The sequence below is a fragment of the Rugosimonospora africana genome, assembly GCF_016862975.1.
Lineage (GTDB): Bacteria > Actinomycetota > Actinomycetes > Mycobacteriales > Micromonosporaceae > Rugosimonospora > Rugosimonospora africana.
In genome coordinates this window covers 16,982-43,357 of the sequence record NZ_BONZ01000010.1, presented here as the reverse complement: position 1 = coordinate 43,357, position 26,376 = coordinate 16,982, and the positions used below count along the sequence as shown (strand labels likewise).

Below are 26,376 nucleotides of genomic sequence, written 5' to 3'. Positions count from 1 at the left end.
CCAGACTGGTCGCCCGGCGCGGGCGCCGGCCAGCCGGCCGCGATCAGGCAGACCCGGGCCGCCGCACCGGCGTGGGTGAGCGCGGCGAGCCGGGCGAGTTCGGTCCGGCCCTCCGGCATCGACGCCGCGACGACCAGCAGCCAGGTGCCGTCCGGCGAGGCGCCGGACAGCGCCCGCTGGGCGTGCGCCCCGGCCTCGTCCAGTACGCGCCGGGCCTGCTCCTCGGATGCGGCGGGAGCGGCCAGCACGCCGGCCTCGACGAGGTCGCGCAGCGGCAGGAAGGTGCCGCCGAGCGCGGCCTGATCGGTCACGAGCACCCGCAGGCCACCGGCCGGAACGGCGGCCACCAGGCGGAGTACCAGGCTGCGCAGCAACCCGGCGACCCACGGGTCGCGGGCGTCGGTGTCGAGGACGAGGTGGGTACCGCCGAGGATCGGTACCAGCGCCGGAAACGCGCCGGCACCGCGGACCCGGGCCTCGCCGAGCCGGACCGGCACCGGATCGTCCATAGTGGACACCGTGCCGAGCGGGGCGTCGAGCCCGGCGGTCAACTCGTCGCCGAGCCAACCGGGGGCCAGTTCCCGGGCGGTGCCGGCAAGTTGCTCGACCAGCTCGCGGAGCGGGAGGGACGCGGGCCCGGCGGCGGCCGCCGGGGCGGCATCGGGCGGGCCCGCAACTGGCGGGCCGGCGGCTAGCCGGGCCGTCTCCAGGTGGGCCAGCGCGTGCCAATGCGACTCCACAGCGCGCTGGAACGCGGAAGCCAACCTCCCCACGGCACCCCCCACAGGCATGCGCACGATCGGGCGTTACGCGCACCCTAACGGAAGCACCGGCCGCCGACCCAGCCTGACCCGCGCCACCGGGCTTGATCGAACCCGAAGGCGCCACCAACCCGATGGCGCCGCCGACCCGCTGGCGCCGCCCACCCGCTGGCGCCGCCGACCCGAAGGCGCCACCGACCCGCTGGCACCGCCGACCCGGTCAGGACTGAGTGCCGAGCCGCTCCGCGATCAACTCGAACGACCGGATCCGGTCAGCGATGTCGTAGACCATCGTGGTCAGCATCAGCTCGTCCGCGCCGGTGCGCTCGCGCAGCTCGGTCAGCTGGCGGGCGACCGTCTCCGGGGAGCCCAGCGCCTGCCCCTCGAACCGCTGGCGGGCGACCACCAGTTCCTGGTCCGTGTACGGATAACGGGCGGCCTCCTCCGGCGTGGCCAGCGGCTGCGGGCGACCGGTGCGCATCCGCAGGAACGAGAGCATGGCCGGCCCGGCCAGGTACTCGGCCCGTTCGTCGTCCTCCGCGCAGACCGCGTTCACGGCGACCATCGCGTACGGCTTGTCCAGCCACTTCGACGGCTGGAAGTGTTGCCGGTACAGGGCCAGCGCGGGCAGCGTGTTCGCCGAGCTGAAGTGGTGGGCGAAGCTGAACGGCAGGCCCAGGATGCCGGCCAGTTGAGCGCTGAACCCGCTCGACCCGAGCAACCAGATCGCCGGCATGTCGCCCAGACCCGGGGTCGCGGTGATCCGCAGCCGCGACTCTTCGCCGGTGAAATAGCTGATCAGGTCGGCCAGTTCCTGCGGGAACGCCTCGGCAGACAGTCCCTCCATCGTGCGGCGCAGCGCCAGCGCGGTCACCTGGTCGGTACCGGGCGCGCGGCCGATGCCCAGGTCGACGCGGCCCGGATGCAGCGCCTCCAGCGTGCCGAACTGCTCGGCCACCACCAGCGGCGCGTGGTTGGGCAGCATCACCCCGCCGGATCCGACCCGGATCGTCGAGGTGGCCGCGGCGAGATGCGCGATCAGGACGGCCGGGGACGAACTGGCGATCGCCGGCATGTTGTGGTGCTCAGCCACCCAGAACCGCCGGTAGCCCAGCTGCTCGGCGCGCACGGCGAGCGCCGTGGTGTGTCGCAGCGCCTCGCCGGCGGATCCGGTGGCTGCCACCGGGGCAAGGTCAAGTACGGAGAGAGGTACGTCGATCACAAGATCATTCAACCGGTTGGCCGCCGGTTTTCTTCCGCCGGGTCACCACCGCGTCCGGCGGGATGTCGACCGCGATCTCGCCGCCCAGCCGGGCACCGGTCAGCGCCAGGTCGTCGCCGCTCCAGAACCGCCCCGGGTCGTACCAGCTCGCCCGGCGGCCGGACGGCAGCAGGCCCATCGACTCGTAGCTGACCGCGACCACCTCGGCACAGTACGCGGTCTCCAAGCCGGTCTCCCGCTTGGTGAACCTCGGCAGCCGCCCCCGCACCCAGCGGCCTGCCAGCCGCGCCGTGGACGGGAACGGAGTGCCGTCCAGCCGGGCGACGGTACGCAGCAGGTTGTCCTCCATCTCCCGGGTCACCGGCCGGTCGAGCTGGCGCAGCCAGGCCCGCTGCCCGTACCGGGTGGCCCAGACGATCACCGCGTCCCGCAGGTCGTGCAGCTGTACGCCCCGCTGGTGGCCGCCCGACCACAGATCGGGCAGCGACCTGCCCAGCTCGGCGTGCCACATCAGCGGCGGCATGTCGTCCAGCACGACCGCCATGCCGACGTGGTTGACCGGGCTGTTCGTGGTGATCTGGATGGCGCGGTCGGGCGCGGTGCGCCCCCGGAACAGCCAGAGGTCGCCGGTCCGGGTCAGGTCTACCGCCTCGTCAAGGCTGATGGACACGCCCCGTAGCCTATGCACATGCGTTGGTGGAAGGTAGCCGGTCTGGCCGCGTTTGCCGGAGTCGCCGCGACCGGTGTGGTGATCGTCAGAGCCGAGCGGCGGCGCCGCGCGTACAGCCCGGACGAGGTGCGCACGCGGCTGCGCGAGCGGCACGCGGAGGCGCTGGCGCCCCGGCGGTGACCGCCGCCGACCCGGACGCGGCGCCGGCCGGGCGAGGGCGGGCCGGCCGTTACGCGGCCGTGGACGTGCACTACCCGCCCGAGGGTGGCGCGCTGGCCGCCGCGGTACTCGCCGGGGACGCGCGGTTCGCGAACGTCGTCGCCGAGCACGTCGCCCGGCTGACCGAGGTCGCCGCGTACCGCCCGGGTCACTTCTACGCCCGTGAGCTGCCCGCACTCGACGCGGTACTGGCCGGGGCCGGCCCGATCGACCTGCTCATCGTCGACGGCTACGTCGACCTCGACCCGCAGGGCTCACCCGGGCTTGGCGCACACGCCCACGCGCGGTTCGGGGTACCGGTGATCGGGGTCGCCAAGACCGCGTTCCGCACCGCCACGCACGCGGTACCGGTGCGCCGCGGGGCCGCCAGCCGCCCGCTGTACGTCACCGCGGCCGGGGTCGGGCTCACTGAGGCGGCCGAACTGGTACGGGCGATGACCGGCCCGTACCGGCTGCCCGACGCGTTGCGCCGGGTCGACCGGCTCGCGCGCTCGGGCCCGGATCACGAGTCGAGGTAGGCCAACACCGCGAGTACCCGCCGGTGGTCGCTGGCGGACGGGGGCAGGCCGAGCTTGTCCAGGATGTGGCTGATGTGCTTGTCGACGGCCTTCTCCGTGACGACCAGCCGAGCGGCGATCGCCGCGTTCGACCGCCCCTCGGCCATCAGCGCCAGCACCTCACGCTCGCGCGGAGTGAGGCCGGACAGCGGTGCGGCGCGTTGCGGGCGAGCCAGCAGCGCCGCGATGACCTCGGGATCCATCGCCGTACCGCCGGCCGCGACCCGGCGCACCGCGTCGACGAACTGGGCGATGTCGCCGACCCGGTCCTTGAGCAGGTACCCGACTCCCCCGGCGGCATCGGCGAGCAGCTCCCGGGCGTACAGCGCCTCGACGTACTGGCTGAGGATGAGCACCGGCAACGCGGGTACCTGCCGGCGAGCCTCCAGCGCCGCCCACAGCCCCTCGTTGGTGAACGTCGGCGGCAGCCGCACGTCGATGACGGACACCTCGGGCCGGTGGGTCAGCAGCGCGTCCACGAGTTCGTCACCCCGCTCGACGGCGGCCACCACGTCGAAGCCGTGCGCGGTGAGCAGCCTGGTCAGTCCGTCGCGGAGCAGGGTGAGGTCCTCGGCGATCAGGACTCGCATGGCACCTCCACGCGCAACACGGTCGGGCCGCCGGCCGGACTGGACAGCGTCATACGGCCGTCGAAGGCGCCGATCCGGCTGGCGATCCCGGCCAGGCCACCGCCCCGGTCGATGTCGGCGCCGCCCCGGCCGTCGTCGCGGATCTCCAGGCACAGGAGCCCGCCGTCCCGACGGAGCGTCATCGCGGCGTGCCGGGCGTGGCTGTGTTTGGCGACGTTGGCCAGCGCTTCCGCGGCGCTGAAGTAGAGCGCCGACTCGACCGGCGCGGGCAGCCGCTCCACCGGTTCCAGGTGCGCCTCGACGTCGACCGTGCTCTGCATGGCCAGCGCCTTCAGGGCACCGACCAGCCCCCGGTCGGCGAGTACCGGCGGGTGGATGCCGCGTACCAGATCGCGCAGCTCGGTCAGTGCGTCACCGGCCGATCCCCGCGCCTCGGCCAGCAGCCGCGCGGCGGCGTCCGGGTCGCTGCGCATCGCCTCCTCGGCGAGGCCGAGGCTCATGCTCAACGAGACCAACCGCGCCTGGGCGCCGTCGTGCAGGTCCCGTTCGATGCGGCGAAGCTCGGCGGCCCGCGCGTCCACGGTCTCGGCCCGGCTGCTGGCCAGATCCTCGACCCGTTGGGCGAGCCTGGTGTTCACGGTCGGTCGCAGCAGCCACCGGGCCAGGTACGCCTCGCCCAGCGCCAGCGGCTTGTTCAGGAACCAGGCGATGATCCCGGTGACCACGCCGACCGGGATCGCGAGCAGCGCACCGGACAGGTGGTCCACCGGGATGCCGTCGTACTGGCTGCCGGCCATGTGGTCGGGCATGACGGCCCACCACAGCGGCATGGTCACGCCGAACCCGGCGGCCAGCCACAGGCCCGGCCCCAGCAGCGCCACGGCCGGCCCGTAGAGCGTGTGCACCGCCAGCCACACCAGGTCACGCCAGGACGCCGGGTCGGCCAGCACGCCGCCGTACCGGGCGACGATCCCGCGCCGGCCCGGCCGGTACGGGCGAGGTACCGGGACGCCGAGCAGGGCGGCGACCCGTACCCGCTCCAGGTTGGCCAGCCCGCGCACCAGCGGTACCGCGACGAACAGCAGCATCGGCACCGCGATTACCACCATGGGCGCGCTGACCAGCGAGAACAGGTACACCACGAGCCCGAGCCAGGCACCCAGCCCGGTCAGCCCGCCGAGGAGCAGATAGCTCAACCACGTCCATTGCCGACGCATCGGTCGCCTCCCGCCGGTCATTGTCCACCCGGGACGGCCCGCCCGGAGTGCTGTCGACGCTACGGATGGCGGCCACGCCGGACGACCGTGCGGGCCCGCCTGTGTGACAGGGGTGCCAGCACTACCACGCCGGCGTCAGTCCTCCGGCTCGCCAGCGTCGCCTTCGAACGGGCGTACCTCGATCGGGAGCGTCGTCGCACGCGCGAGCTTTCGCGCCCACTCGAGCGCCTCATCGAGGTCGGCCACCTTGATGATGGTCAAGCCGCCGATGTGTTCCTTGCCCTCCAGATACGGTCCGTCCATCATGGACAGTTCCTCCCGGCGGGGATCAACCACCGTCGCGGTGCTCGGCGCATGCAGGCCGCCGGAGAACACCCACGCCCCCGCCGAGCGCAACTCCTCGTCCACCGCGCGTACCTCGCGCATGATTCCGGCCAGCACGTCGGCCGGTGGCGGGTCGCTGTCCGGCTGGTAGACGCTGAGCAGGTACCGCTTCATCGTGGACTTCCTTCCTCCGGCCCGTTACGTTCGGTCCCTCGCCGGCTCGTAGGTCGCGATCAGCACGCCGGTGGCCGATGTGACGCTGTCGATAAGCCGCAGCGACACGTGCGCACCCCCGGCGAACAACCGTCGTCCGGTGCCGAGCACGAGCGGGTGGGTCATCAGCAGGTACTCGTCGATCAGGTCTGCCGCCATCAGCGAGCCGATCAGCACGCCACTGCCCATGATGCCGAGAACGCCGCCGGATCGCGCCTTGAGCGCGCGCAGGGCCTCAACGACATCGCCGCGCAGCAGCGTCGAGTTGGGCCACGGCAGGGGTTCGTCGAGAGTGGTCGACGCGACGTACTTGTGCGAGTCGTTCAGCGCGTCCTTGAACGGGCCGCCCTGAGCGTTCCAGGAGGCCAGCAGGTCCTCGTACGTACGCCGCCCGAACAGCCACCCCGCCAGGCCGCCGCCGGCCGCCATCCGCTCGCCCATCGCCTTGCCCACGGCGTCGTCGGGCGTTGCCGCGCGCTGACCCCAGCCGCCCTGCGTAAACCCGCCCCGGGTGTCCTCGTCCGCGCGGCCAGGGCCTTGAAACACGCCGTCGAGCGTCACGTGGTTCATCACGACGATCCGACCCATCTCAGCCTCCTTCGACTCCGGCGGCGAGGATCCCGCCGCCGATCGGTTATCCGCCTCTCACCACCCATACGGACAACGAAGGTCGGAATCGACAGCGGCCCGCGAACGGATCGCACGGTCGCTCCATCGAGTCTGTTCAGCCGGGCATTCCGGTCAGCCGGGCGTTCCGGCTGGGCGCGGCCGGAGCGCCGGGGCCGAGGCGGCCACCGCCAGCGCCAGTACCGCGGGAATGCCCAGCGCACGGGGTAGGCCGATCAGCTGGGCCGTACCGCCGATCACCACCGGGCCGACCACGAAGCCGAGGAAACCCAGCCCGGCCACCCGGGCGATTGCCTGACCGGCACGCGTCGGGTTGCGGTTGCCGGCGGCCGAGAACACCTGTGGCGCGATACCGGACAGGCCGGCACCGAGCAGCCCGAACCCGACGACGCCAGCGACCGGGCGGTTGACGGCCAGCCCGGCCGCCAGCCCGACCGCGGCCAGCGCACCGCTGAGGCGGACCAGCGTCACCGGCCCCAACCGTGCGGCGAGCCGGTCGCCGACGAGCCGGCCGGCCATCATGGCGACGGAAAACGCGGCGTACGCCCAGGCCGCGAACCCGGCGCTGCTGTCCAGGCTGTCCCGCAGGTACACGCTTCCCCAGTCGGCCGCGGCGCCCTCGCCGACCAGGCAGCAGAACACCAGCAGGCCGAGGAAGAGCACTCCGCGCATCGCGGTCACGCCGCCCGGCACGGCATTGCCCGGGGCCGCATCGTTTGAGCCAGCGTCGCCCGGTGCCGCATCGCTTTGGCCCGCGTCGCCCGGCTCACCGCCGCCGGCGCCCGCCAGCGCCTCCGTCATACCGCGCGGCAGCGCCCACCGGGCCGCCCAGACCGACAGCACGGCGACCAGCCCGGTCACGGTGAGGAACGTCGGCGTCGGGCCCACCGCGGCCGAGGCGAAGAGCCCACCGATGCCGGCTCCGGCGAAGCCGCCGACGCTGTAGACGGCGTGACACGAGGAGATCATCGGGCGTTCCCGGATGCGCTGCACCTCGACCGCGTTGACGTTCATCGCGACGTTGAGCGTGCCGTGCACCGCGCCGAACGCCAGCAGGCTGACCGCCAGGACCGGCAGGTTGGCCGCCAGCGACGGCCCGACCAGCAGTACGCCGTCGGCCAGCACCGCCGGAATCATCACGGTCGTGCTGCCGTACTTGTCGACGAGCCGGCCGGACGCTTGCATGCCGACGATGGCACCGGCGGCGAACGCGAGCAACGCGAGGCTGAGCTGACCGTCGGTCAACGCGAGCCGGTGCTTGACGGCCGGGATCCGTGCGGTCCAGGTGCCCAGAATGGTGCCGTACAACAGGAACAGCAACGAGACCGAGACCCGCGCCTTCCGCACGCTCATTTGCGGCGTCACGATTCCGCCCTTCCCGCCTCGAGTCCGGCCATCGTGTCACGCCGCACGCCAACAGGACAGAGCCGTGCCGCTCGCGTCGCCGGGCCTCGATCAACTCCGAGCCAGGTTCGCCGAATTGGCTCTATGACGCCGTTCCCGGCCGTGCCAGGCTGTCGGTGTGATAGCGACGTCGTCCATTCTCGGTGTCTGCGCGGTCGCGCTGGGCATGGTGCTGACCCCCGGCCCAAACATGATGTATCTGGTGTCCCGCAGCATCACCCAGGGACGCCGGGCCGGAGTCATGTCGCTGGGCGGCGTGGCCGTGGGTTTCCTGGCATACCTGACCGCCGCCAACCTCGGCCTGTCAGCGCTGTTCGTCGCCGTACCCGACGTGTATCTCGCGGTCAAGCTCGCCGGCGCCGGATACCTCGGCTGGCTGGCCTGGAAGGCGTTGCGCCCCGGCGGCACCTCGGTCTTCGAAACCCGCCAGCTCACCCCCGACTCGCCGCGCCGGCTGTTCGGCATGGGGCTCATGACAAACCTGCTGAACCCCAAGGCCGCGGTGATGTATCTCTCGCTCATCCCGCAGTTCGAGCGCCCGGCGGCCGGTCATCTCGTGCTCCAGGGCTTCGTGCTGGGCGGGGTACAGATCGTGGTGAGCCTGTTGGTGAACCTGGCGATCGTGCTGGCCGCCGGTACCATCGCGGTCTTCCTCGCCAGGCGGCCCGTCTGGCTGCGGACCCAGCGGTACCTGATGGGTACCGTCCTCGGCGCGCTCGCGATCAAGCTCGCCAGCGACCACGCACGGCCGGCGCCCGCCTGACCGGCGTCAGCTCCTGGCCTGGAGCCCGCGGAGGTACGCGGCCTGCCCCACGTGCTGGAGGTCGTCGTTCGCGACGCTGACGAGCCGGACACCGAGAGTCACCGGCGGCTGCCACGACTCGTCCACGATCCGGTCGAGGTCGGAGTCCTTGAGCCCGGCCAGCATCTCCCGGGTCCGGGCAGCGACCGCGTCGTAGTAGTCGACCAACGCCTGCGCGCTCTCCGGCCGGACTCTCGCGACATCCTCTGGTGAGTGGCCGTACCCGATGTTGGACGGGTCGGGGTCGAGCCCGAAGCGGCCGGCCCAGTCGCCGGTGACCCACACCTGGTCCTGCTCAAGGATGTCGGCGATGTGGTCGTCCTGCACCCGGGTCAGGTGCCAGACGAGCCAGCCGATCGTATTGGCTCCCGGAGCAGGCGCCCACACCAACTGCTCCGGAGTCAACCCGTCGACCGCGGACCGGACCAGGTCGGGGAGACGGTCGTACGTCTCGACCAGCAGCTCGCTCACGTTCACGGATCACGAGCCTATACCCGTACCGGTGTGAGCGCCGGTAGAAACGACAGCCGGTGCACCTCACCCGACCTCGGCGCCTCGCCAACCCGGACGCTCACCCGACCGCGGCGCCTCACCCGGCCGGGGTCAGCCGGAACACCATCAACTCCCGGTCGCCGGCCCGCTGCCGGTACGTCTCGTACGCCGGCCACATCGCCAGCAACCGCGCCAACAGCCGCTCGCGTTCCTCGCCGGTGACGTGGTGCGCCCATACCGGGATTTGCTGCCCGCCGACCGTGACGGTGGCACGGGGCTCCGCGATCAGATTGAGCGCCCAGGCCGGCTGCCGCTGCTGACCCCAGTTGGAGCCGATGACCACGTACCCGTCGCCGTCCCGCACGTACAGCAGCGGTTGCGTGCGCGGCTGCCCGGTCTTGCGGCCGGTCGTGGTCAGCAGCATCGACGGAAGCTCCCGCAGGCCGAGCGCCACGATCCGGCCCCCGGTCAACCGGCCGACCACCCGGTCGGCCGGGACCATCGCCCGCCCGAGCCGGGCGAACCAACGGCGGTGGCCGAGGGCGCGCACCCGGCCGGCAAGACCTGACATCCGCTCAGTGTGCCGTGTCACGCCGCCCCGCGCAGGCCGGAAAGCCCGGCCTGCGCGGAACAGCCGCGCCGCAAAGCCAGGCGGCAAGCCGCCCCACGCAGGCCGGAAAGCCCGGCCTGCGCGGAACACCGCGTCGGGCGGCACGCCCCCGTCAGACCGCGCGCCGTTCGCTGGGTAGCCGGGACCGGGTGAGCACGCCGGCCCCGAGCATCGCCACCGCCGGAACCGCGATGAGCGACACGATGAAGTTCGTCCACGGCACCTGGATCGGGATCGGATCGGGTGACGGCCAGACGCTGGCGTACTGCTGGTTGATGCCGGTGATGACCGCGACCGCCGCGCCGAACCCGGCGATCGCGCCCAGTACCGAGCCGAGCCCCGCGATGATCCCGGACTGCGCCAGCGACAGAGACCGCCGTACCCGGGGCGCGGCGCCGACCGCCGCCAGCGTCGTCAGGTCCGTACGCGAGTCGGCCGCGGCGAGCCCGGTCGCGATGGCCGCCGCGCCGAGCGCCACGATGCCGGCGGCGATCGCCAGGATCAGCGGTACCGGTGACGGCCGGTTGACCGGCAGATGCTCGACAAACATGGTGCCCGTGACGCCGGTCAGTTCGGCGCGCAGGCGGTCCAGTTGTGCCTGCGTCGCGGGCGAGGCGGGCATCACGATGACGTGCCCGATCCGGGTGCTCGGTTTCGCCGGTTTCAACGCCTCGGCCCGGAGGATCGACGGAGACAGGATCGGCTGCTGCGCCCCCACCGGCACGACATAGCCCGGCACGCTGATGTCCAGCTCGTCCGGTGGCATACCCGGCGCCAGGCCGCTCACTTTCGGTGTGGTGCCGTCGGTGGTGATCAGCATTCCCCCCACCGACAGCAGAGCCTTGCCGTTCTCGACGTCCGACGCGTCGGGTACGAGCGCGCCGCCCGCCCGCAGCGTCGCCACCGCCGCGTCCAGGGTCGCGCCGTGCAGCCCGGTCATCGCGGACACCACGGTAGGATCGTCGGTCACCACCTCGCCGCCGGTTTCGTAGGACGAGATGCCGCCGACAGGGTAGTCGCACCGGGGATCGGCCTTTGCCTTGCGAATCGTCGCCTTGCTCAGCTGCGGACCCTCCTCGTACGGGCACCGCCGGTCCATCGGCGCGACCGCGTAGAGATTGCAGATGTCGGAAGGACACACGAGCGTCGTCACTGGTACCGGCGTGACGCCCGGGAACACGTCCCGCAGCGCCGCGGTGATCTTCGGTACCGCGTTATCGACCGTTTTCGTATGGCCGGTGGGTTCCCAGCCAGTCGTCGTGACAACCACCGATCCGAGCGGCGCGGACGGGACGAACGTGCTCTGGTCCTGGTCGCTCACGCCCAGGTACACGGTCAGCGCGATGCTGCCGGCGACCGCGGCCATGACCGCCGAGATGGCCGGCGCGGACGCGGTACGGCGGCGGGCCACGTCGCGCAGCGCGATCCGCGGGCTCAGCGGCAGGTACCGGCCGAGCCGGGCGATCTGCCCGACGATCGCCGGGGTACAGAGCACGATGCCGAACTCCCCGACGCACAGCCCGGCGACGGTGACAGGTGACCTGTGCCCGTAGGCGCCCGCCGCGGCCAGCAGCCCGCCGACGGCGACCAGTCCGATGCCCAGCAGCCACCAGCGCCGCCGCGACCCGTGCACGCCCCGCCGGCCGGCCAGTGCCGCCACGATCTCCTGCCGCGCCGCGGTGAACGCCGGTACGGCGGCGCCGAGCATTCCGATGAGGACGGCGAGCGCGACGATCGCGGCAACCCACCAGACGTCGACCCGGTACCCGCCGAACCGCTGGTGGAAGACGCGCGTCTCCAGCTGTCCACGTAGCCCGAACGCGGCCGCGAGGCCAATGGCGGTGGCGGTCGCCCCGGCCACGACACCGGACAGGACGCCGTCGGCGAGCACGATGCGCCGCAGTACGGCCGGCGTACCCCCGTTCGCGCCGACCAGCGCGAGCTGCCGCTGCCGGCGGCGGGCACCCACGGCGAACGCCGGCCCGGCCAGCAGCACGACTTCCAGCAGGCCCAGGCCGACCACGACGACGCCCAACCCGAACGGCGACAGGCCGCCGATCGTGTCCCCCGGTCCAGAGGGCTCCTTCGGCGGGTGGAGCATCAGCTGCCGGGACTGTGCCTCGAACCCGTTGCGGTTCAGTCCCTGGATCTCCGCCCAGGTCATTGGGCCCGGCTGCTTGACGAGCCAGTACCCGTTGGCATCTGGGATCGGCGCGGACGGCAGGAACACCAGGGACTCTCTGATCGCGCCGGATACCTCGGTGACGCCGACGACGGTGAATCGCTGTCCCTTCGCGGTCGTGACCGTCCCGCCGAGCCGGGCACCGAGCCGGTCCAGCGCCATCGACGACGCGGTGACCTCGGTGGCGGTGCGCGGCATCCGGCCGCGGAACAGCTGGACCAGACCCTTGGTCGCGGGGCTGGTGGGATCGATGCCGCGCGCCATGATGTCGCCCGTACCGTTCGCCGTTCGCATGTTCACTTCGGCCTCCCAGGTACCGGTGGCGCTCGACCCGGCCGGCAGGTACGGCAGGATGGTCGCGGCGTCGTGCGGACCGGTCTCCGATCCGAGAATCTGGTCGGCCGACGCCACGTCCCGGGTCTCCGGTACGACACCGGCGTTCGGCCCGGTGTCATTGGCCTTCACCCGCTGGCCGTAGTGCACGGCCCCGTCGGCCGAGCCGATCAGCCGGGTGATCCGCTCCTGCGGCGTCAGGCGCTGCATGTCGAACACGGCGGTCGCGAACACCAGGGCGAGTACCGGCAGCCCGATCATCGCGACGACCAGTGCGGTACGCCCTCGGGCCCGACGCGCCTCGCGCCGCGCGACGCGCAGCGCGACCCTCCACGACGCCATCAGCCGGCACCTCCCGTGGCGAGCAGGTCCTCGGGCTGGGCGAGCGGCCCGGACGTGTCCACGATGTTGCCGTCCCGCAGGAACACCACCCGGTCCGCCCACCCGGCGTGCCGCGCCTCGTGCGTGACGAGCACTCCCGCGGCTCCCGCGTCGACCCGGGCGCGCAGCAATCGCAGCACCGACTCGCCGGTCACCGAGTCGAGGGCGCCGGTGGGCTCATCGGCCAGCACCAGCCGCCGGTCCCCGACGAGCGCCCGGGCGATGGCGACCCGTTGCTGCTGGCCGCCGGACATGTCGTCCGGGAACCTGCCGGCCAGGTCGCCGAGCCCGACCTCGTCGAGCGACTGCACGGCGATCCGGTGCGCCCTGCGTGGCGAGACGCCGTCGAGTTCGAGCGGCAACGCGATGTTCTCCACGGCGGTCAGGCTGTGCAGCAGGTTCAGGTCCTGGAAGACGTAGCCGATGCTGCGCCGGCGCAACGCGGCGAGCTGTTTGCGGGTCAGGCCGGCGAGCGGCTTGCCCTCGACGAGCACGTCGCCGCTGGTCGGCCGGTCCAGGCCGCCGGCACAGTTGAGCAGCGTCGACTTTCCCGAGCCGGACGGGCCCATCACCGCGACGAGTTCGCCCTCGGCAACGGTCAGGTCGACGCCAGCGAGCGCGTGTACGGCGACGTCCCCGACGCCGTGCGTGCGGTGAACGTCGCGGAGTTCGAGGATGTTCACCGGCGTCCCGCCTTTCGCGCGGTGCGTTCCGGCGCCGTGCCTGCAGGCGCGGTGCGGTCCGGCGCTGTTTGTCCCGGCTCGGGCGTCGGGACCGCTGCCGCTGGAGTCTCCGGCTGGTACCGGGCGAGTGTCGTCTCGCAGTGGTCCAGCCAGCGAATCTCGGCTTCCGCCTGGAACAGCATCGCCTCGACGACGAGCCGCCAGGACAGGTCCGATCGCTTGTCCGAGGACGCCTTGAGCCGGGTGTACTCCTGCATGGTGCGCACCGTCGCGGTGCGCTGGCCCTGAAGCACCGCGCGGACGTCGACGCCCGGGGTCGCGACGGCCAGCGCCAGCTTGATGGTCAACTCGTCGCGGGGGCGATCGGTGCGGCTGACCGGGGTGGCGAACCACATCGCGAGTTCGGCGCGTCCCGCGTCGGTGATTTCGTACTCGCGCTGCCCGTCGTGCTCCGGCAGCGACTCCACGAGCCCGTCGCGCTCAAGCCTGCCGAGCGTCGTGTATACCTGCCCGATGTTGAGGGGCCAGGTGCCGCCGGTCGACTCCTCGAAGGCGGTTTTCAGCTGGTACCCGTGCATCGGACCGCGCTCCAGCAGAGCGAGCAGGCCGTGTTTGATAGACATGGCTACTGAGTATGCATACTCGGTATGCCCCACGCAAGACACCGGCCGGACCGTGAATCGGTCCGGCCGGGTCAGCGGTGCGCTACTCCTCGGGGAAGTCCGTGGACACGCTCACGCCCGCCCACTTCTCGGTCTCGGCGGCACGCGCCCGGGAGGATTCCTCGGCGCGGTACAGCGCGTCGGAGCCCAGCAGCAGGCGCAGCGGAGGCTCGTCGAGGTCGACGATGTCCAGGAGCACCCGGGCAGCGCGTGCCGGGTCGCCCGGCTGCTTGCCGTCGACTTCCCGGCGGTACCGGTTGATGACACCCACCGTCGGTTCGTAGTCCTCGTTCACCGGCGCGATCCGCATCGACGAGCCGCCCCAGTCGGTGCGGAAGGCGCCCGGCTCGACCAGGGTCACCTTGACGCCGAACGGCTTCACCTCGCTGTTCAGCACCTCGGAGAAGCCCTCGACGGCGAACTTCGCGCTCTGGTACGCGGCGAGTCCCGGCGTACCGCCGACCCGCCCGCCGATCGACGAGAACTGCAGGAAGTGCCCCGAACGCTGGTGGCGCAGTACCGGCAGGGCAGCCCTGGTGACGTTCACGACGCCGAACAGGTTCGTCTCGATCTGCGCCCGGAAGTCGTCGTCCGGGGTCTGCTCGATGGGCGACGAGTTCGCGTACCCGGCGTTGTTCGCCACCACGTCCAGGCCACCGAACTCGTCGACCGCGATCTGGACGGCGGCCCGAGCGGCCGCCGCGTCGGTGACGTCGAGCGCGATCGCGCGGATCCGGTCGCCGTACTCCCGCACGAGCCCGTCGAGTTGCTCCGGCGACCGGGCGGTGGCGACCACCCGGTCGCCACGGTCAAGCGCCGCACGGGCCAGTTCCCAACCGAGGCCCCGGGAACTTCCGGTGATCAGCCAGATCTTCGACATCAGCGCTCCTTTGTGGACAGTGTCGCGAGCGTATCGACCGAAACCTGCCACAGCCGCTGTGCCGCCTCGGGGTCCAGCGCGTACGCCGAGACTCCGGTCCGGGTACCCGGCTGGTTGAACTCGGCCTCGTTGCAGTCCTCGAAGTACCGTCCGCCGACTCCGTCCAGCAGCGGCGACGTGGCGAGCAGCACCGAGGTGGCGGCACCCTGCTCGGGCGTCTTCCAGTTCGGCGCCGCGGGGCCCGACTGGGCGCGCAGCCGCTCCAACTCCTCGTCGGTCACGTAGCGCTGGAGGTTGGTCCGGATCCCGCCCGGGTGCAGCGCGTTGGCGGTGATCCCGTCGGACGCCCAGCGCCGCGTCGCCTCCACCGCGAACAGCACATTGGCCGTCTTGGACTGCCCGTACGCGGCCCACGGCTCATACTCGCGCTCGGCGAAGTGGATGTCGTCGAAGACGACCGGGGAACGGTGGTGCGCGCTGGAACTGACCGCCACGATGCGGGCTCCGCCGGCCGCCGCGAGCGCGCCGTGCAGCCCGGTGGCGAGTGCGAAGTGGCCGAGGTGGTTGGTCGCGAACTGCATCTCCCAGCCCTGCGGCGTGCGCATCAGCGGCGAGGCCATCACGCCGGCGTTGTTGACGAGGATGTGCAGCGGGCCATCCCAGCCGGCGACGAACGAGGCGACCGACGCCTGGTCGGAGAGGTCCAGCCGGGCGACCGCGACGTCCTTGTTGCCGGTGGTCAGGCCGATGTCCTCGGCGGTACGGCGACCCGCCTCCAGGTCACGGACCGCCAGGGTGACCCGGGCACCCGCCCCGGCCAGTGCCCGTGCGGTCTCGATGCCGATGCCGGAGGCGCCACCGGTGACGATGGCGCGGCGACCGCTCAGGTCGATGCCGGACACCACTTCCGCGGCGGTCGACTCGGCGCCCCACGGCGTGACGATGCGTGTCGTACTGGTCATGATCTTCCATCCCGTTGGCTGATGCGAGACCTGGGCCCAGACAGAACCGGAGGGCCCTCCACTACCAGCCAAGGTTAAGTGGAGTTCCCTCCGCTTGCCACCCCACGGCACGCCGCCGGGTAGTTAGCCGCGTCACTGGGGGCGCGGCCGCATTCTTGGCCGCGTCACTCGGCACGCGGCCGGGTTCATTGGCCGATCTTGACCCCCGGCTCACCGGCCCGGTACTGGATCGGCTCGCTGGGCGGCCGTCCCGGACGGTTGGGGCTCGCGCTCGGCCGGCCGACCGGGAGGATCACCCGCTTGAAGCTCGCCTCGAACAGCAGCGCGGTCGCCGCGTACCAGCCGAGGATTGCCGACGCGATGAAGAAGTACGCGCCCACCGTGCGCCACGGCCCGGAGCCGGCGATCATGCCCACCGCTTCGCAGGTCGCACCGGCCGCGAGCGTGCCGAGCACCGATGCCACGCTCAGGTTCAGCGCCAGTGCGGCGATCGTTCCCGACCAGGTGATCGCGGCGAGCGCGGCGAAGACGAAGCCCAACGGCCTGAACGGAGTCGGCGGATGGAGCACCCCGACCGCGACGAACAGGTACAGGATCCCGTACCCGAGCCAGAACGCACCCCAGATACCGTGCATCGCCGTGGCGAGCGTGTCCCTGGCCCGGTACGCCCACATCCCGGCCAGGAACTGGGCGAGCCCGCCGAACATCGCCGCGAACGGGAACAGGAACGTCGGCGAGGTGGCGGTCGATCCCCACCAGCCGGCCAGATTCGTCGCGACGATGAACGTCGATGCCCCGAACCCGAAGAGTCCCAGGACCGAAGGCGCGGCCACCGGCGACAGGGCAATCGTGGTGTGATCCCGCCAGAACGTGAACTCGGCGCCGTCCATGGACTGGCGGCTCGCCGATTGACTGTTGTACGACATCGTTCCCCAATGCTCAGTGGATGAACCGCACTCACGGCCGTACCCCTGGCAGATCCCGATAACCGTCTGTCGCCGAGCGGGAAACGCCGCCCGCAAGCGGCGACCCGTGAGCTTCCCGATCCCGATGCCGGTTTGCCGCCGCCCGTCCCGGCTGACCGGTGTCGCCCCGATCGCGCGTGGCCTCCTCGATCGTCGCGCTGGCGCCGAGCAGGGTGGAAAGCGACAGCCCCGAAGGGTCAGCCGCTCACGAGTCCGATGTGGACACGGCGGGTCAGCTCACCGGCTCGCCGTGTCCCACCTCGCGGTGGCGGCGGCCGTCGAAGTACTGCACCGGGTGGCCCAACTCCACGGCTAGCCGCCTGGCCAGATCCTCGCCCGCGACGTAGAACGCCCGCTCGGTCTCCCGGTCCGGGAAGCCCGAGGCCGCCAGGTCGTCGCGGTTGAGCGAGCCGTCGTAGGCCTGCGCCCAGTGCAGCAACTCCCGCGCCAGCTCCGCCCGGATCGGCAGTTCCTGGGGGTCGACGTTGGCGAACCCCTGGGGATCGCTGCGCCACACCGGGAACGAGTCGTAGTCGGCCATGATTTCGATGACCGGCGTGTCGCTGTTCAACAGATCCACCCCAACCGCCCGGTCGCACCGCCGGTGGGGCGGCGGCGCGCCGAGCCAAGCCCGACCAATCGATCACCAAATAGCGAAGCAGGCCAATGCGTCGCCGCATTGGCCTGCTTTTCCCGGGGTGGAGCCGAGGGGACTCGAACCCCTGACCCCCACACTGCCAGTGTGGTGCGCTACCAGCTGCGCCACGGCCCCATGCGCCCTAACCCGCCGGGCACTCGCGCAATAGTACACAGTGCCTCGTGTCCGGTCACGTCGGCGCCCCCTCAGTTCATCGTGGGGTCCGGCGGGAAGATCGCCACCGCCGCCGTGAGGCCGCCCTGCCTGCGAAGGACCATCGGCCAGAGATCATCCGGACGGCTCACGAACGCGTCGCCGGGCAGCGCGTCGAAGACCAGCCAGGAGCCCGCTTCGATCTCGTTCTCCAGCTGCCCCGAGGCCCAGCCGGCGTAACCCGCGAAGACCCGCACGGTCAATACCGTTTCCTGAAGCTTGTCCGGATCCCCGGACAGGTCCACCGTGCCCACCGCACCGGACACCTGGTTGAACCCCGGGATCCGCCGAGCCCCCATCCGAGTACGGGCGAGGCAGATCGCCGCCTCGGGCTGCAGCGGGCCGCCCTCGAACACCACCGCGGGCTCGCCCGCCAGCCGACCCCAGCCCTCCAGCACCTCGGAGACCGGCACCTCGGTCGCCCGGTTGAGTACCACGCCCAGCGCGCCGCCTTCCTCGTGCGCGACCAGGAGCACCACGGTGCGCTCGAAGTTGGGATCCTTCAACGGCGGAGTCGCGACGAGCAGCCGCCCGGTAAGCGACTCCATCTCGCGTCCCCCGATCCTCGGTTCCGGTTGCATTGTCCGCCGCCTACCCGTCAATGCCCACGCGCGGCGCCGGCCGGAACGACAGGCCAGACGCTGATCGGGGGGATTTATCCGCAGCCGACCGGGAACCCGAGCCGGACACGGACCGGACCCGCCGGCCCGTCGTCGGCCGGTGCGCCCGGTCGCACGCCGACCGGGAAGAACCGCGAAACATCCCCGCGCGCAACGTCATCACCGCACCATAGCCTGCCGCTCGTGTCCCGGTTAAGGTCTGGTCGTGACCGCGCACGCTGACTTCGCCGTAATCGGTGGCTCCGGCTTGTACTCGCTTCTTGACAATGCCGAGGAGTATGGCGTCGACACGCCGTACGGGCTGCCGTCCGACCCCATCACCGTCGCCAATGTGGCCGATCGTTCCGTCGCGTTTCTGCCCCGGCACGGCAAGGACCACCGGTACCCGCCGCACCGCATCCCGTACCGCGCAAACCTGTGGGCGCTGCGCGAACTCGGCGTGACACAGATCCTCGCCCCGTGCGCCGTCGGCAGCCTGCGCCCCGAACTGGGGCCGGGCACGTTCGTCGTGCCGGACCAGCTCATCGACCGCACGAGCGGTCGCGCGCAGACGTTCTTCGACGACACAGTGGTGCACACCAATTTCGCCGACCCGTACTGTCCGGCGGGACGGCAGGCGGTGCTCGACAGCGGGCAGGACATCGACATCCACGACAAGGGCACGATGATCGTCGTTGAGGGTCCGCGCTTTTCCACGCGCGCGGAGTCCCGGTGGTTCAGCGCGATCGGCGGCACTGTCATCAATATGACTGGACACCCCGAAGCCGTTCTCGCCCGCGAACTGGGCCTCTGCTACACGTCCATCGCGCTGGTGACCGACCTCGACGCGGGCGTGGAGGGCGACCACGGCGTGACCCAGGAGGAGGTGTTCGCGGTCTTCGCTCAGAACACCGAACGGATGCGCGGCCTGCTGATGCGCACGATCGCGGCCCTGCCCGAGAAGCGGGACTGCGCCTGCTCGGGCACCTAGGCGGGATTGGCCGGCAGCCGCACCAGGAAGCGGCACCCGCCGGCCACGTTGCTGACCGCCACGGCGCCCCGGTGGGCTTCGACCAGGCCGCGCACGATGGCCAGGCCGAGTCCGCCGCCGGCGCCGTCGTGGGTGGTGTTCGATCGGGGGGTACGGGCGGCCTCGCCGCGAAACGCAACGTCGAACACACGCGACAGGTCGGAGTCGGGAATCCCACCGCACCCATCGGTGACCGCGAACCATCCACCGTCACCGTCCTGCCCCCCGGTGACCGTGACGGTTCCGTCCGACGGCGTGTACCGGATCGCGTTACGCAGCAGGTTCGTCACGATCCGGGACAGCTCCGGCTCGCTCGCCCGTACCAGCGGCCACCCGGTGTCCGAGGCCACCAGCCGGATCCGTCGGGCGGACGCGACCGGGAGTGCGGACGCGACCGCGTCGGACACGACATCGCCCAGCGACACCGTCGCGAGCGAGAGCCGCAGCGCCCCGGCGTTGATGCGCGACAACTCGAACAGGTCGTCCACCAGCCGGGCCATCTGATCCGTCTCCACCCGGATGCGGCGGTGGTATTCGAGCACCGTCTCGGGGTCGACCACCACGCCGTCCTCCAGCGCCTCGGCCATCGCCCGCATGCCGGCCAGCGGCGTACGCAGATCGTGCGACACCCACGCGATCAGATCCCGCCGGTTCGCCTCGGCCTGGCGCTCCCGGGCCCGCGCCTCGTCCGCCCACATCGCGTCGGCGGCCATACGCCGGCCGAGCGACCAGCCGATGACCAGGCTGACCGCGCCGGCAAGGGAGATGACGATCAGCAGTACCCGCAGATCGTGGCGCGAGATGAACATCGCCTGGGCCACCCCGATGACGCCGGCCAGCACCGCGAGTACCGCGATGGCCAGCAGCACGCAGATGTGCACCACGATCGAGCGGCGGCGCAGCAGCCGCAGCGCCACCACGCCGGGCAGCGCGACCGCGAGCGCGCCGAGCAGCGCCGAGATGAACATCGTCACCAGGTCACGCACGGGAACCCGCCCGGTTTCCACCCTGACGCGCCGCGCCGGCCCGCGCGCCGGCCACCCGGAACCGTCCCATCACGACCCGCCCGCCGCCGTCACCCGCTCGTAGCGGTACCCGACTCCCCACACCGTGAGGATCCGCTGTGGCGCCGCGGCGTCCCGCTCGATCTTTTCCCGCAACCGCCGTACGTGCACGGTGACCGTCGACTGGTCGCCAAACGTCCAACCCCAGACCGCGTCCAGCAGTTCGCCGCGTTTGAACGCCCGGCCCGGGTGCCGCATCAGGAACACCAACAGATCGAACTCCCGTACCGTCAGCGACAGCTCGATCCCGTCCAGGCTCGCGATCCGCCGGGCCGTGTCCAGTCGCAGCCCGCCGTCGACGAGCGTCTCCGGCGCAGGGGCCGGCCGGGTCAGTGTCCGCCGCAGCACCGACTGCACCCGCAGCACCAGTTCCCGGGGCGAGAACGGCTTGGTGACGTAGTCGTCGGCGCCGAGTTGCAGCCCCAGTACCCGGTCGGCCTCCTCGCCCAGTGCCGTGAGCATCACGATCGGTACCCCGTCGGCCCGGGTACGCAGCCGCCGGCACACCTCGAGCCCGTCGATCCCGGGCAACATCAGATCCAGTACCACCAGGTCCGGCCGCCGCCGGCTGAACGCGGCCAGCGCGGCCGGGCCGTCCCCGGCGAGCGTCACCTCGTACCCGGCCCGTTCCAGGTAGCGGCGCACCACATCGCTGACGGTGGGATCGTCGTCGACGACGAGAACGGCTTGCCCCTTCCCGGTGCCGGCGGCGCCGGCGGAGGAGGCGTCGCGGTCAAGCGGCCGCTCGTAGGGAGTCATGCCGGCAACTGTAGGCACGCGAACCTGCGAATCGACCGGACGTCATCGCTCGGTAATCAAGTCTCCCCGCCGATGTCCGTCTGGTACGCCTCGTAGACCAGATCCGCGCCGCGCTGGCGGTGCTGGGACAGCTCACGGAGCAGATCGCCAGCCCGGACGCGCAGATCGTCCGGATTGCTCCGGGGTAGCCGCTGCCACACCGTGTCCAGCGTCCGGGACAGCGCCGTGTGCTCGCGAGTCAACACGTACACCCCGCGCGCCAGCCGGGGCGCGTGATCGAGCAGCTCGGTATACAGCCCGTCCGGACCCTCGGTGACCTCCATGTGGTCGGCGAACGCCTCGACCAGCGAGGTCAGGCACTCCGCCAGCCCCGGCCGCCACCCGGGCTCGGCGATCGGCCGGGCCAGCGCCCGCTCCACGGCCTGGATGCTCACCAGCAGCTGAACGCGCTGCCGGCGGGCGAGATCGAAGGGACTGGTTGTCGCTGCGGTAAACGACGAACCCACGGCGCACCTCCCGCCGGTCCTAGCTGCGGTCGGTCCCCCGAGCCCCCCGCCTTTAAAGGACGATGGTGCTGGCGGCGGGCCCGACTGTCCAGAGCCGGCGCGAGATTAGGCACCAGGTCGGCATTCCAGTCGCCTCATCCGTCACTCTGGTCACAGGACATGTCGTTGAGCGAGAATTGTCGCGGCTCGTCGTTCTTACCCTTGTACGTGCCGACGAAGCCGATACCGACCGATTTCCCGGGCTTCATCGACCCGTTCACCAGAAGGTCGCGCACCGTGATCTTGTTGCCGTTCTGCTTCCACACCCCGCCCCAGCCCAGGCTGAGCTTCTGGTCGTCGGGGAAGTCGAAGGCCAGGGTCCAGCTGTCGATGTCGGCGGTGCCGCTGTTGGTCAACGTCAGCCGAGCCTGGAACCCGATGCCGTAGTCGGTGACGTGGTAGTCCACCCGGCAGCTCGCGGTCGGGCTCGGCGAAGGACTCGGCGACGGACTGGCCTTCGCCGGGGGCGTGGACGCCGACGCCGACGAGCCGTCGTGCCGCTTGCCGAGCAGCGACGCACCGGCGAGGCAGGCGAGGAACGCCACCACGACCGCCGCGACGCCGGCCGGCCAGCGCCGCCGTCGACGCAGCCTCGGGGGTACCGGAGGGGGTGGTGGCATGATCCGGGTACCCGAGCGCCCCGGCCCCGCCGGCCGTGCCCCGTACTGCGGCGGTGTCCTCCGCGACGCCGGTGGTGCCGGCGCCCGCCCGGACGGCCGGGCCGCCCCGGACACCGGGGCAGCCAGCTCCGCGAGCCGGGTCGCGACCGAGGCGCTGGACGGCCGGTCCGCCGGGTTGCGCGACAGGCACTCCGCTATCAGCGCCCGCAGCTGCGCCGGCACGGCGGCCTGCCGGTCCACCGCGTGAGACAGGAGCAGCCCCAGCGCGTACACGTCCGCCGACGGCGCGGCCGGCGCCCCGGCGTGCTGCTCCGGCGAGAGGTGCCCGGGAGTACCCAGTACCGTGCCGTCGTGCTCCCCCACCGCGGCCGAGATCCCGAAGTCGACCACCTTGGCCCCGGACGGGCTCAGCATCACGTTCGCCGGCTTGATGTCCCGGTGCACGAGTCCCTGAGCGTGCGCCGCCGCCAGAGCGGAGGCGACCTGCGCCCCGATGACGATGACGGACGTCACGGGCAGCGGGCCCGATGCGAGCCGCTCGGCCAGCGACTGCCCGTCAACCAGCTCCATCACCACAAACGGCGTACCGTCCTGGGCCTCGCCGTAGTCGTACACATTCGTGATGTGCGGATCCGACAGCCGCGCGGCAGCCTGGGCCTCGCGACGGATCCGGGAGCGGAAGTCCGCATCGGTGGCGAACTCGGCCGCGAGCACCTTCACCGCGACCTGCCGGCCGAGCACCTCGTCGTACCCGCGCCAGACGACTGCCATCCCACCGGAGCCGAGCGGCTCCAGCAACCGGTACCTGCCAGCTAGCGTTTCCACAATGCCTAGCAGTGTGCAACGTACGCGCCAATGACGCACCAACCGCCACGTGTAATCCCGGACGTGGCGGGCAATTCGACCAGATGATGACCGTCGTGGGAGGCCGCTACCGGCTGATCGAGCAGATCGGCACCGGTGGCGCGTCCGCTGTCTGGCGGGCCGACGACGAACTCCTCAGCCGTCCGGTCGCCGTGAAACTGCTCGGCGCCAACCGGGAGGGTTCCGAGGTTTACCGGGAAGCCCGCGCCGCCGCCCGGCTGTGCAACCCCCACGTGAGCACCGTCTACGACGTCGGCGAGACACCCGACGGCACCGCGTTCCTGGTCATGGAACTCATCGACGGCCCCGCGCTGTCCCAGCGGCTCAAGCTCGGCGTGCTGCCCTGGCCCGCCGCGGTGGAGATGTGCGCCGACGTCGCCGACGGACTGGCCGCGGTGCACACCGCCGGGCTGGTGCACCGGGACGTCAAGCCGGGCAACGTGATGCTCGCGCCGACCGGCGCGAAGCTGGTCGACTTCGGGATCTCCGAGGAGATCGGCGAGCCGGCGGACGACGCGCCGGACGGATGTGTCGTGGGTACTCCCGCCTACGTGGCACCGGAGCGCCTGTCCGGATGCCCGGCCCACCCGGCAGCCGACGTGTACTCGCTGGGCCTGCTGATGTACCGGGCGCTCACCGGTTGGCTCCCCTGGGACGTGGACTCCCGTACCGCGGTCCTGCGCGCCCACCTGATGACGGAGCCGGCGCCCCTCCCGCCGATCGACGGGCTCCCCGCCCAGGCGGTCGAGCTGTGCGAGCGGTGCCTCGCCAAGAAACCGGAGCGGCGCCCCACGGCCAAGGAACTGGCCGATGGCTGGGCGGCGTCGATGCCTCCACAGCTGGCCACCCTGGTACCGCCGATGTCCTCCGGCACCTGGTGACCGGCCGGCCCGGTGACCAGCCGGCTTATGCGGTTGTCGATCCCGGGGACTCGCCGTAGAGCGTGTGTGTCCAGGCGTGCATCAGGGTGTCGACCAGAATGTCGCGGTCGGTGAACGGCGGCACGTTGGCCGCCGCCAGATAGTAGAGCCGCTCGCCGAGCCAGGTCAGCGACGCCGCCACCGCCCGCACGTCCAAACCGTCAAGGCGCCGCATGACTTCCGGGTCGGCCTGGATGCGAGCAACGGTCGCGTCGGTGAACGTCTCCATCTGCCGCAGCCACAACTCGCGCAGTTGCTCGTCGGAACCCCAGCTCTCCACGATCGCGGTGAGCACGCCGGCATTGTCCTTCCAGAGCGTGGCTCCGGCCTCGATGCCCGACCTCAGCGCCCGCGAGGGATCCTGCTGACCCGAGGTCCACGGTTCGGCGGCTTGCTGGCCCTGGTCGACCGCGCGGCGGACCAGCTCGGCGAGAACCGCCTGCTTTCCCGGGAAATAGAAGTAAAAGCTGGCCCGGGACACGCCCGCCGCCGCGATGATGTCGGCAACGCTGATCGAGTCGAACCGGCGGTGCGCCAACAAATCCCGGGTGGCGTCAAGCAGACGCTCCCGCAACTCCGTCGGAGGAGGGTTGGAGCCGGAACGTCGAGCATCTGGTCCCCGGGCCGGTGCCATGACACACACCATACACCGTGTATGGACGATGCGACCAGACAGCATGTATGGTCGCCGCATGACGCAATTGGCAGTGCACCTCGGCAATGTGGTGCGGGCATGAAGTACCGGACCCTCGGCACCAGTGGGCTGCGCGTCTCCGAGCTGATCCTGGGAGCGATGACTTTCGGGGAACACGGAGGCGTGGGAGCACCCATCGAGGAATGCCGGCGAATCCTCGACGCGTACGCCGACGCAGGTGGCAACACCATCGACACCGCCATCAACTACAGGGACGGAGCCAGCGAGGAGATTCTCGGCCAGTTGCTCGTCGGGCGGCGCGAATCCTTCGTCCTGGGCAGCAAATACACGGTTTCCCGGGACCGCACCGATCCCAACGCCGCCGGCAACGCCCGCAAGAACCTGCGGGCATCGCTGGAGACCAGCCTGCGGCGACTGAAGACCGATTACCTCGACGTGTACTGGGTGCACATGTGGGACCGGGCCACGCCGATCGAGGAAACCATGCGGGCCCTCGACGACGCCGTACGCGCCGGCAAAATCCTCTACGTCGGCATCTCCGACACCCCTGCCTGGGTCGTCGCGCGAGCCAACACCCTCGCCGCCTGGCACGGCTGGAGTCCCTTCATCGGACTGCAGGTTCCCTACAACCTGCTCCAGCGCGACATCGAACGAGAACTGCTACCCATGGCAGAAGCGCTCGGTCTCGGCGTCACGGCCTGGAGCCCGCTGGCTGGCGGTGTCCTGTCCGGCAAGTACAGCCGGCCGGGCGACGCCCCCACAGGCACCCGGCTCGATCCCTCTTCGCTCGACGGGCGTGCTCACGCCGTCGCTCAGGCGGTCCAGGATGTCGCCGACGCTCGTGGCGCCACATCATCCCAGGTGGCGATCGCCTGGACGATGACGCGCTCCCCGTCGATCCACCCGATCCTCGGGGCTCGCCGGGTCGACCAGCTTCACGACAACCTCGGCGCGCTCAACGTGCGGCTGTCCCCCGAGGAATGCGCGCGACTGGAGGAGGCGAGCGACTTCACGCTCGGATTCCCCAGCGAGTTCATCGCTCAGACGTCTCCCTGGGTGTTCGGTGCGGCGCTCGTCGAAGCGACCCCCACGGCCCAACCGGAGTTCGCGCCCGCTCAACGGCGACCCTGATCTCGGTCTTTGGCGCCGGCCCAACCGGGCTGGCGCCAAAGCGTCCGGTGATTCCACCCTGCCGAGCACCGGCCCGCGACGGGGCAGCGGGCGAAGTCTCGATCGCCTATCGTCGCGACCGTGTCCACTCCCGCGAAGGTCTTCCAACTGATTTTCGTCGCGGTCGGTCTGTTGTTCATCGGCCTCGGCCTGCTCGGCATCGTCAGCAGCGGGGATCAACAGAAGTCGAACGCGCAATGGACCTGTGAGGCTGACTCGGACAGCCCGACCACCAGCAAGTGCAGGTCGGACGGCAGCGCAAACACAGACCTTGAGGCCGCACTCGGGTACGTGCTGGTCGGCATCGGCTTGGAAGCCGCCGCGGCAGCGCTCGCGGCTGGATCCCGTCCGCTGGCCAGGCCCGCCGTTCCGGCCGCCGCCATGGCGTACCCGGCCATGCAGCCCGGCCGTTCCGCGCCGATGGGACCGATGGCGACCGGACAGGCGCAGCCCGGCCCGATGCCGACCGGTCCGACGAGCGGCCCGCCAACTGGCCCCGGCTATCCCGCGTCCCCTCCACGGGCGCCCTGGTCGTCCTGACCGC

Annotated in this window: 29 protein-coding genes, 1 tRNA gene and 1 pseudogene; 7 read left to right on the top strand and 24 right to left on the bottom strand. The window is 71.4% G+C overall.

Annotated elements, in window-relative coordinates; translation table 11 throughout:
• From Raf01_RS05040 to Raf01_RS05030, 3 genes and pseudogenes are all read right to left on the bottom strand, one after another.
• Positions 1–764, bottom strand: a pseudogene (locus tag Raf01_RS05040) (FtsK/SpoIIIE domain-containing protein); the annotation flags it as partial.
• Between the two features lie 217 nt (positions 765–981).
• The gene (locus tag Raf01_RS05035) at positions 982–1,983 is read right to left on the bottom strand and encodes an LLM class flavin-dependent oxidoreductase (protein WP_203916540.1); all 1,002 of its coding nucleotides are present in this window, start codon (positions 1,981–1,983) and stop codon (positions 982–984) included.
• Positions 1,984–1,987: 4 nt separating this feature from the next.
• Complete coding sequence (locus Raf01_RS05030) at positions 1,988–2,653, bottom strand: hypothetical protein (protein WP_203916539.1); 666 nt, start codon at positions 2,651–2,653, stop codon at positions 1,988–1,990.
• Between the two features lie 18 nt (positions 2,654–2,671).
• On the opposite strand from Raf01_RS05030, the gene Raf01_RS05025 reads away from it, so the two are divergent.
• Both Raf01_RS05025 and Raf01_RS05020 read left to right on the top strand, forming a co-directional pair.
• Positions 2,672–2,833: a hypothetical protein gene (locus Raf01_RS05025; RefSeq protein ID WP_203916538.1), complete on the top strand. Its 162-nt coding sequence runs from the start codon at positions 2,672–2,674 to the stop codon at positions 2,831–2,833.
• Complete coding sequence (locus Raf01_RS05020; RefSeq protein ID WP_203916537.1) at positions 2,830–3,390, top strand: endonuclease V; 561 nt, start codon at positions 2,830–2,832, stop codon at positions 3,388–3,390. The genes Raf01_RS05025 and Raf01_RS05020 overlap by 4 nt, the downstream gene beginning before the upstream one ends.
• Here Raf01_RS05020 and Raf01_RS05015 read toward each other — a convergent pair.
• The 5 genes from Raf01_RS05015 to Raf01_RS04995 all read right to left on the bottom strand — a co-directional run bounded on the left by Raf01_RS05015 (position 3,375) and on the right by Raf01_RS04995 (position 7,753).
• A complete protein-coding gene (locus Raf01_RS05015; RefSeq protein ID WP_203916536.1) occupies positions 3,375–4,019 on the bottom strand; it encodes a LuxR C-terminal-related transcriptional regulator in 645 nt (214 codons plus the stop codon). The genes Raf01_RS05020 and Raf01_RS05015 overlap by 16 nt on opposite strands.
• Positions 4,007–5,236 carry a sensor histidine kinase gene (locus Raf01_RS05010; protein WP_203916535.1) on the bottom strand — a complete coding sequence of 410 codons (1,230 nt, stop codon included), beginning with the start codon at positions 5,234–5,236 and terminating at the stop codon, positions 4,007–4,009. Before Raf01_RS05010 ends, Raf01_RS05015 begins: the two co-directional genes overlap by 13 nt.
• Before the next feature lie 135 nt (positions 5,237–5,371).
• Positions 5,372–5,734 carry a YciI family protein gene (locus Raf01_RS05005; protein ID WP_203916534.1) on the bottom strand — a complete coding sequence of 121 codons (363 nt, stop codon included), beginning with the start codon at positions 5,732–5,734 and terminating at the stop codon, positions 5,372–5,374.
• A 24-nt stretch (positions 5,735–5,758) separates the two neighbouring features.
• Positions 5,759–6,361 carry a dihydrofolate reductase family protein gene (locus Raf01_RS05000; protein ID WP_239133378.1) on the bottom strand — a complete coding sequence of 201 codons (603 nt, stop codon included), beginning with the start codon at positions 6,359–6,361 and terminating at the stop codon, positions 5,759–5,761.
• A gap of 153 nt (positions 6,362–6,514) precedes the next feature.
• A complete protein-coding gene (locus Raf01_RS04995) occupies positions 6,515–7,753 on the bottom strand; it encodes an MFS transporter (RefSeq protein WP_203916533.1) in 1,239 nt (412 codons plus the stop codon).
• Between the two features lie 169 nt (positions 7,754–7,922).
• Here Raf01_RS04995 and Raf01_RS04990 point away from each other — a divergent pair, with 169 nt between their 5' ends.
• Complete coding sequence (locus Raf01_RS04990) at positions 7,923–8,567, top strand: LysE family translocator (protein WP_203916532.1); 645 nt, start codon at positions 7,923–7,925, stop codon at positions 8,565–8,567.
• Between the two features lie 6 nt (positions 8,568–8,573).
• Here Raf01_RS04990 and Raf01_RS04985 read toward each other — a convergent pair whose 3' ends face one another.
• From Raf01_RS04985 to Raf01_RS04935, 11 genes are all read right to left on the bottom strand, one after another.
• Positions 8,574–9,083, bottom strand: a complete 510-nt coding sequence (locus tag Raf01_RS04985; protein WP_203916531.1) for a mycothiol transferase — start codon at positions 9,081–9,083, stop codon at positions 8,574–8,576.
• A gap of 112 nt (positions 9,084–9,195) precedes the next feature.
• On the bottom strand, positions 9,196–9,669 hold the full coding sequence (locus Raf01_RS04980) for a nitroreductase/quinone reductase family protein (RefSeq protein WP_203916530.1): 474 nt from the start codon (positions 9,667–9,669) through the stop codon (positions 9,196–9,198).
• A 151-nt stretch (positions 9,670–9,820) separates the two neighbouring features.
• The gene (locus Raf01_RS04975; protein ID WP_203916529.1) at positions 9,821–12,565 is read right to left on the bottom strand and encodes an FtsX-like permease family protein; all 2,745 of its coding nucleotides are present in this window, start codon (positions 12,563–12,565) and stop codon (positions 9,821–9,823) included.
• Positions 12,565–13,287: an ABC transporter ATP-binding protein gene (locus tag Raf01_RS04970; protein WP_203916528.1), complete on the bottom strand. Its 723-nt coding sequence runs from the start codon at positions 13,285–13,287 to the stop codon at positions 12,565–12,567. The genes Raf01_RS04975 and Raf01_RS04970 overlap by 1 nt, the downstream gene beginning before the upstream one ends.
• Complete coding sequence (locus tag Raf01_RS04965) at positions 13,284–13,910, bottom strand: PadR family transcriptional regulator (RefSeq protein ID WP_203916527.1); 627 nt, start codon at positions 13,908–13,910, stop codon at positions 13,284–13,286. Before Raf01_RS04965 ends, Raf01_RS04970 begins: the two co-directional genes overlap by 4 nt.
• Before the next feature lie 82 nt (positions 13,911–13,992).
• Positions 13,993–14,829 (bottom strand): oxidoreductase, encoded by an 837-nt coding sequence (locus tag Raf01_RS04960; protein WP_203916526.1) that lies wholly within the window; start codon positions 14,827–14,829, stop codon positions 13,993–13,995.
• Positions 14,829–15,791 carry an SDR family NAD(P)-dependent oxidoreductase gene (locus Raf01_RS04955; protein WP_203916525.1) on the bottom strand — a complete coding sequence of 321 codons (963 nt, stop codon included), beginning with the start codon at positions 15,789–15,791 and terminating at the stop codon, positions 14,829–14,831. The genes Raf01_RS04960 and Raf01_RS04955 overlap by 1 nt, the downstream gene beginning before the upstream one ends.
• A gap of 185 nt (positions 15,792–15,976) precedes the next feature.
• Positions 15,977–16,717, bottom strand: coding sequence for an acetate uptake transporter family protein (locus Raf01_RS04950; RefSeq protein ID WP_203916524.1), 741 nt, complete (start codon positions 16,715–16,717; stop codon positions 15,977–15,979).
• Positions 16,718–16,988: 271 nt separating this feature from the next.
• The gene (locus Raf01_RS04945; RefSeq protein WP_203916523.1) at positions 16,989–17,327 is read right to left on the bottom strand and encodes an immunity protein CdiI family protein; all 339 of its coding nucleotides are present in this window, start codon (positions 17,325–17,327) and stop codon (positions 16,989–16,991) included.
• A gap of 128 nt (positions 17,328–17,455) precedes the next feature.
• Positions 17,456–17,528 (bottom strand) — tRNA-Ala (locus Raf01_RS04940).
• Positions 17,529–17,599: 71 nt separating this feature from the next.
• Positions 17,600–18,187 carry a YqgE/AlgH family protein gene (locus Raf01_RS04935; protein WP_203916522.1) on the bottom strand — a complete coding sequence of 196 codons (588 nt, stop codon included), beginning with the start codon at positions 18,185–18,187 and terminating at the stop codon, positions 17,600–17,602.
• Positions 18,188–18,431: 244 nt separating this feature from the next.
• Here Raf01_RS04935 and Raf01_RS04930 point away from each other — a divergent pair, with 244 nt between their 5' ends.
• Entirely contained in the window at positions 18,432–19,196 is a 765-nt protein-coding gene (locus Raf01_RS04930; protein ID WP_203916521.1) for an S-methyl-5'-thioadenosine phosphorylase, read from the top strand.
• On the opposite strand, the gene Raf01_RS04925 is transcribed toward Raf01_RS04930, so the two are convergent.
• The 4 genes from Raf01_RS04925 to Raf01_RS04910 all read right to left on the bottom strand — a co-directional run bounded on the left by Raf01_RS04925 (position 19,193) and on the right by Raf01_RS04910 (position 23,048).
• Positions 19,193–20,221, bottom strand: coding sequence for a sensor histidine kinase (locus Raf01_RS04925; RefSeq protein WP_203916520.1), 1,029 nt, complete (start codon positions 20,219–20,221; stop codon positions 19,193–19,195). The two genes, Raf01_RS04930 and Raf01_RS04925, sit on opposite strands and share 4 nt — an antisense overlap.
• A gap of 69 nt (positions 20,222–20,290) precedes the next feature.
• The gene (locus Raf01_RS04920; protein ID WP_203916519.1) at positions 20,291–21,058 is read right to left on the bottom strand and encodes a response regulator transcription factor; all 768 of its coding nucleotides are present in this window, start codon (positions 21,056–21,058) and stop codon (positions 20,291–20,293) included.
• Between the two features lie 56 nt (positions 21,059–21,114).
• Positions 21,115–21,564 (bottom strand): hemerythrin domain-containing protein, encoded by a 450-nt coding sequence (locus Raf01_RS04915; protein WP_203916518.1) that lies wholly within the window; start codon positions 21,562–21,564, stop codon positions 21,115–21,117.
• 134 nt (positions 21,565–21,698) lie between these two features.
• The gene (locus Raf01_RS04910; protein WP_203916517.1) at positions 21,699–23,048 is read right to left on the bottom strand and encodes a protein kinase domain-containing protein; all 1,350 of its coding nucleotides are present in this window, start codon (positions 23,046–23,048) and stop codon (positions 21,699–21,701) included.
• Positions 23,049–23,143: 95 nt separating this feature from the next.
• Here Raf01_RS04910 and Raf01_RS04905 point away from each other — a divergent pair, with 95 nt between their 5' ends.
• On the top strand, positions 23,144–23,968 hold the full coding sequence (locus Raf01_RS04905) for a serine/threonine-protein kinase (RefSeq protein WP_203916516.1): 825 nt from the start codon (positions 23,144–23,146) through the stop codon (positions 23,966–23,968).
• A 25-nt stretch (positions 23,969–23,993) separates the two neighbouring features.
• Here Raf01_RS04905 and Raf01_RS04900 read toward each other — a convergent pair whose 3' ends face one another.
• Positions 23,994–24,641 carry a TetR/AcrR family transcriptional regulator gene (locus Raf01_RS04900; RefSeq protein WP_203916515.1) on the bottom strand — a complete coding sequence of 216 codons (648 nt, stop codon included), beginning with the start codon at positions 24,639–24,641 and terminating at the stop codon, positions 23,994–23,996.
• A 99-nt stretch (positions 24,642–24,740) separates the two neighbouring features.
• Between Raf01_RS04900 and Raf01_RS04895 the strand changes: the two genes are divergently transcribed.
• Both Raf01_RS04895 and Raf01_RS04890 read left to right on the top strand, forming a co-directional pair.
• Entirely contained in the window at positions 24,741–25,793 is a 1,053-nt protein-coding gene (locus tag Raf01_RS04895; RefSeq protein WP_203916514.1) for an aldo/keto reductase, read from the top strand.
• A 120-nt stretch (positions 25,794–25,913) separates the two neighbouring features.
• Positions 25,914–26,372 (top strand): hypothetical protein, encoded by a 459-nt coding sequence (locus tag Raf01_RS04890; protein ID WP_203916513.1) that lies wholly within the window; start codon positions 25,914–25,916, stop codon positions 26,370–26,372.
• Positions 26,373–26,376: the final 4 nt, after the last annotated feature.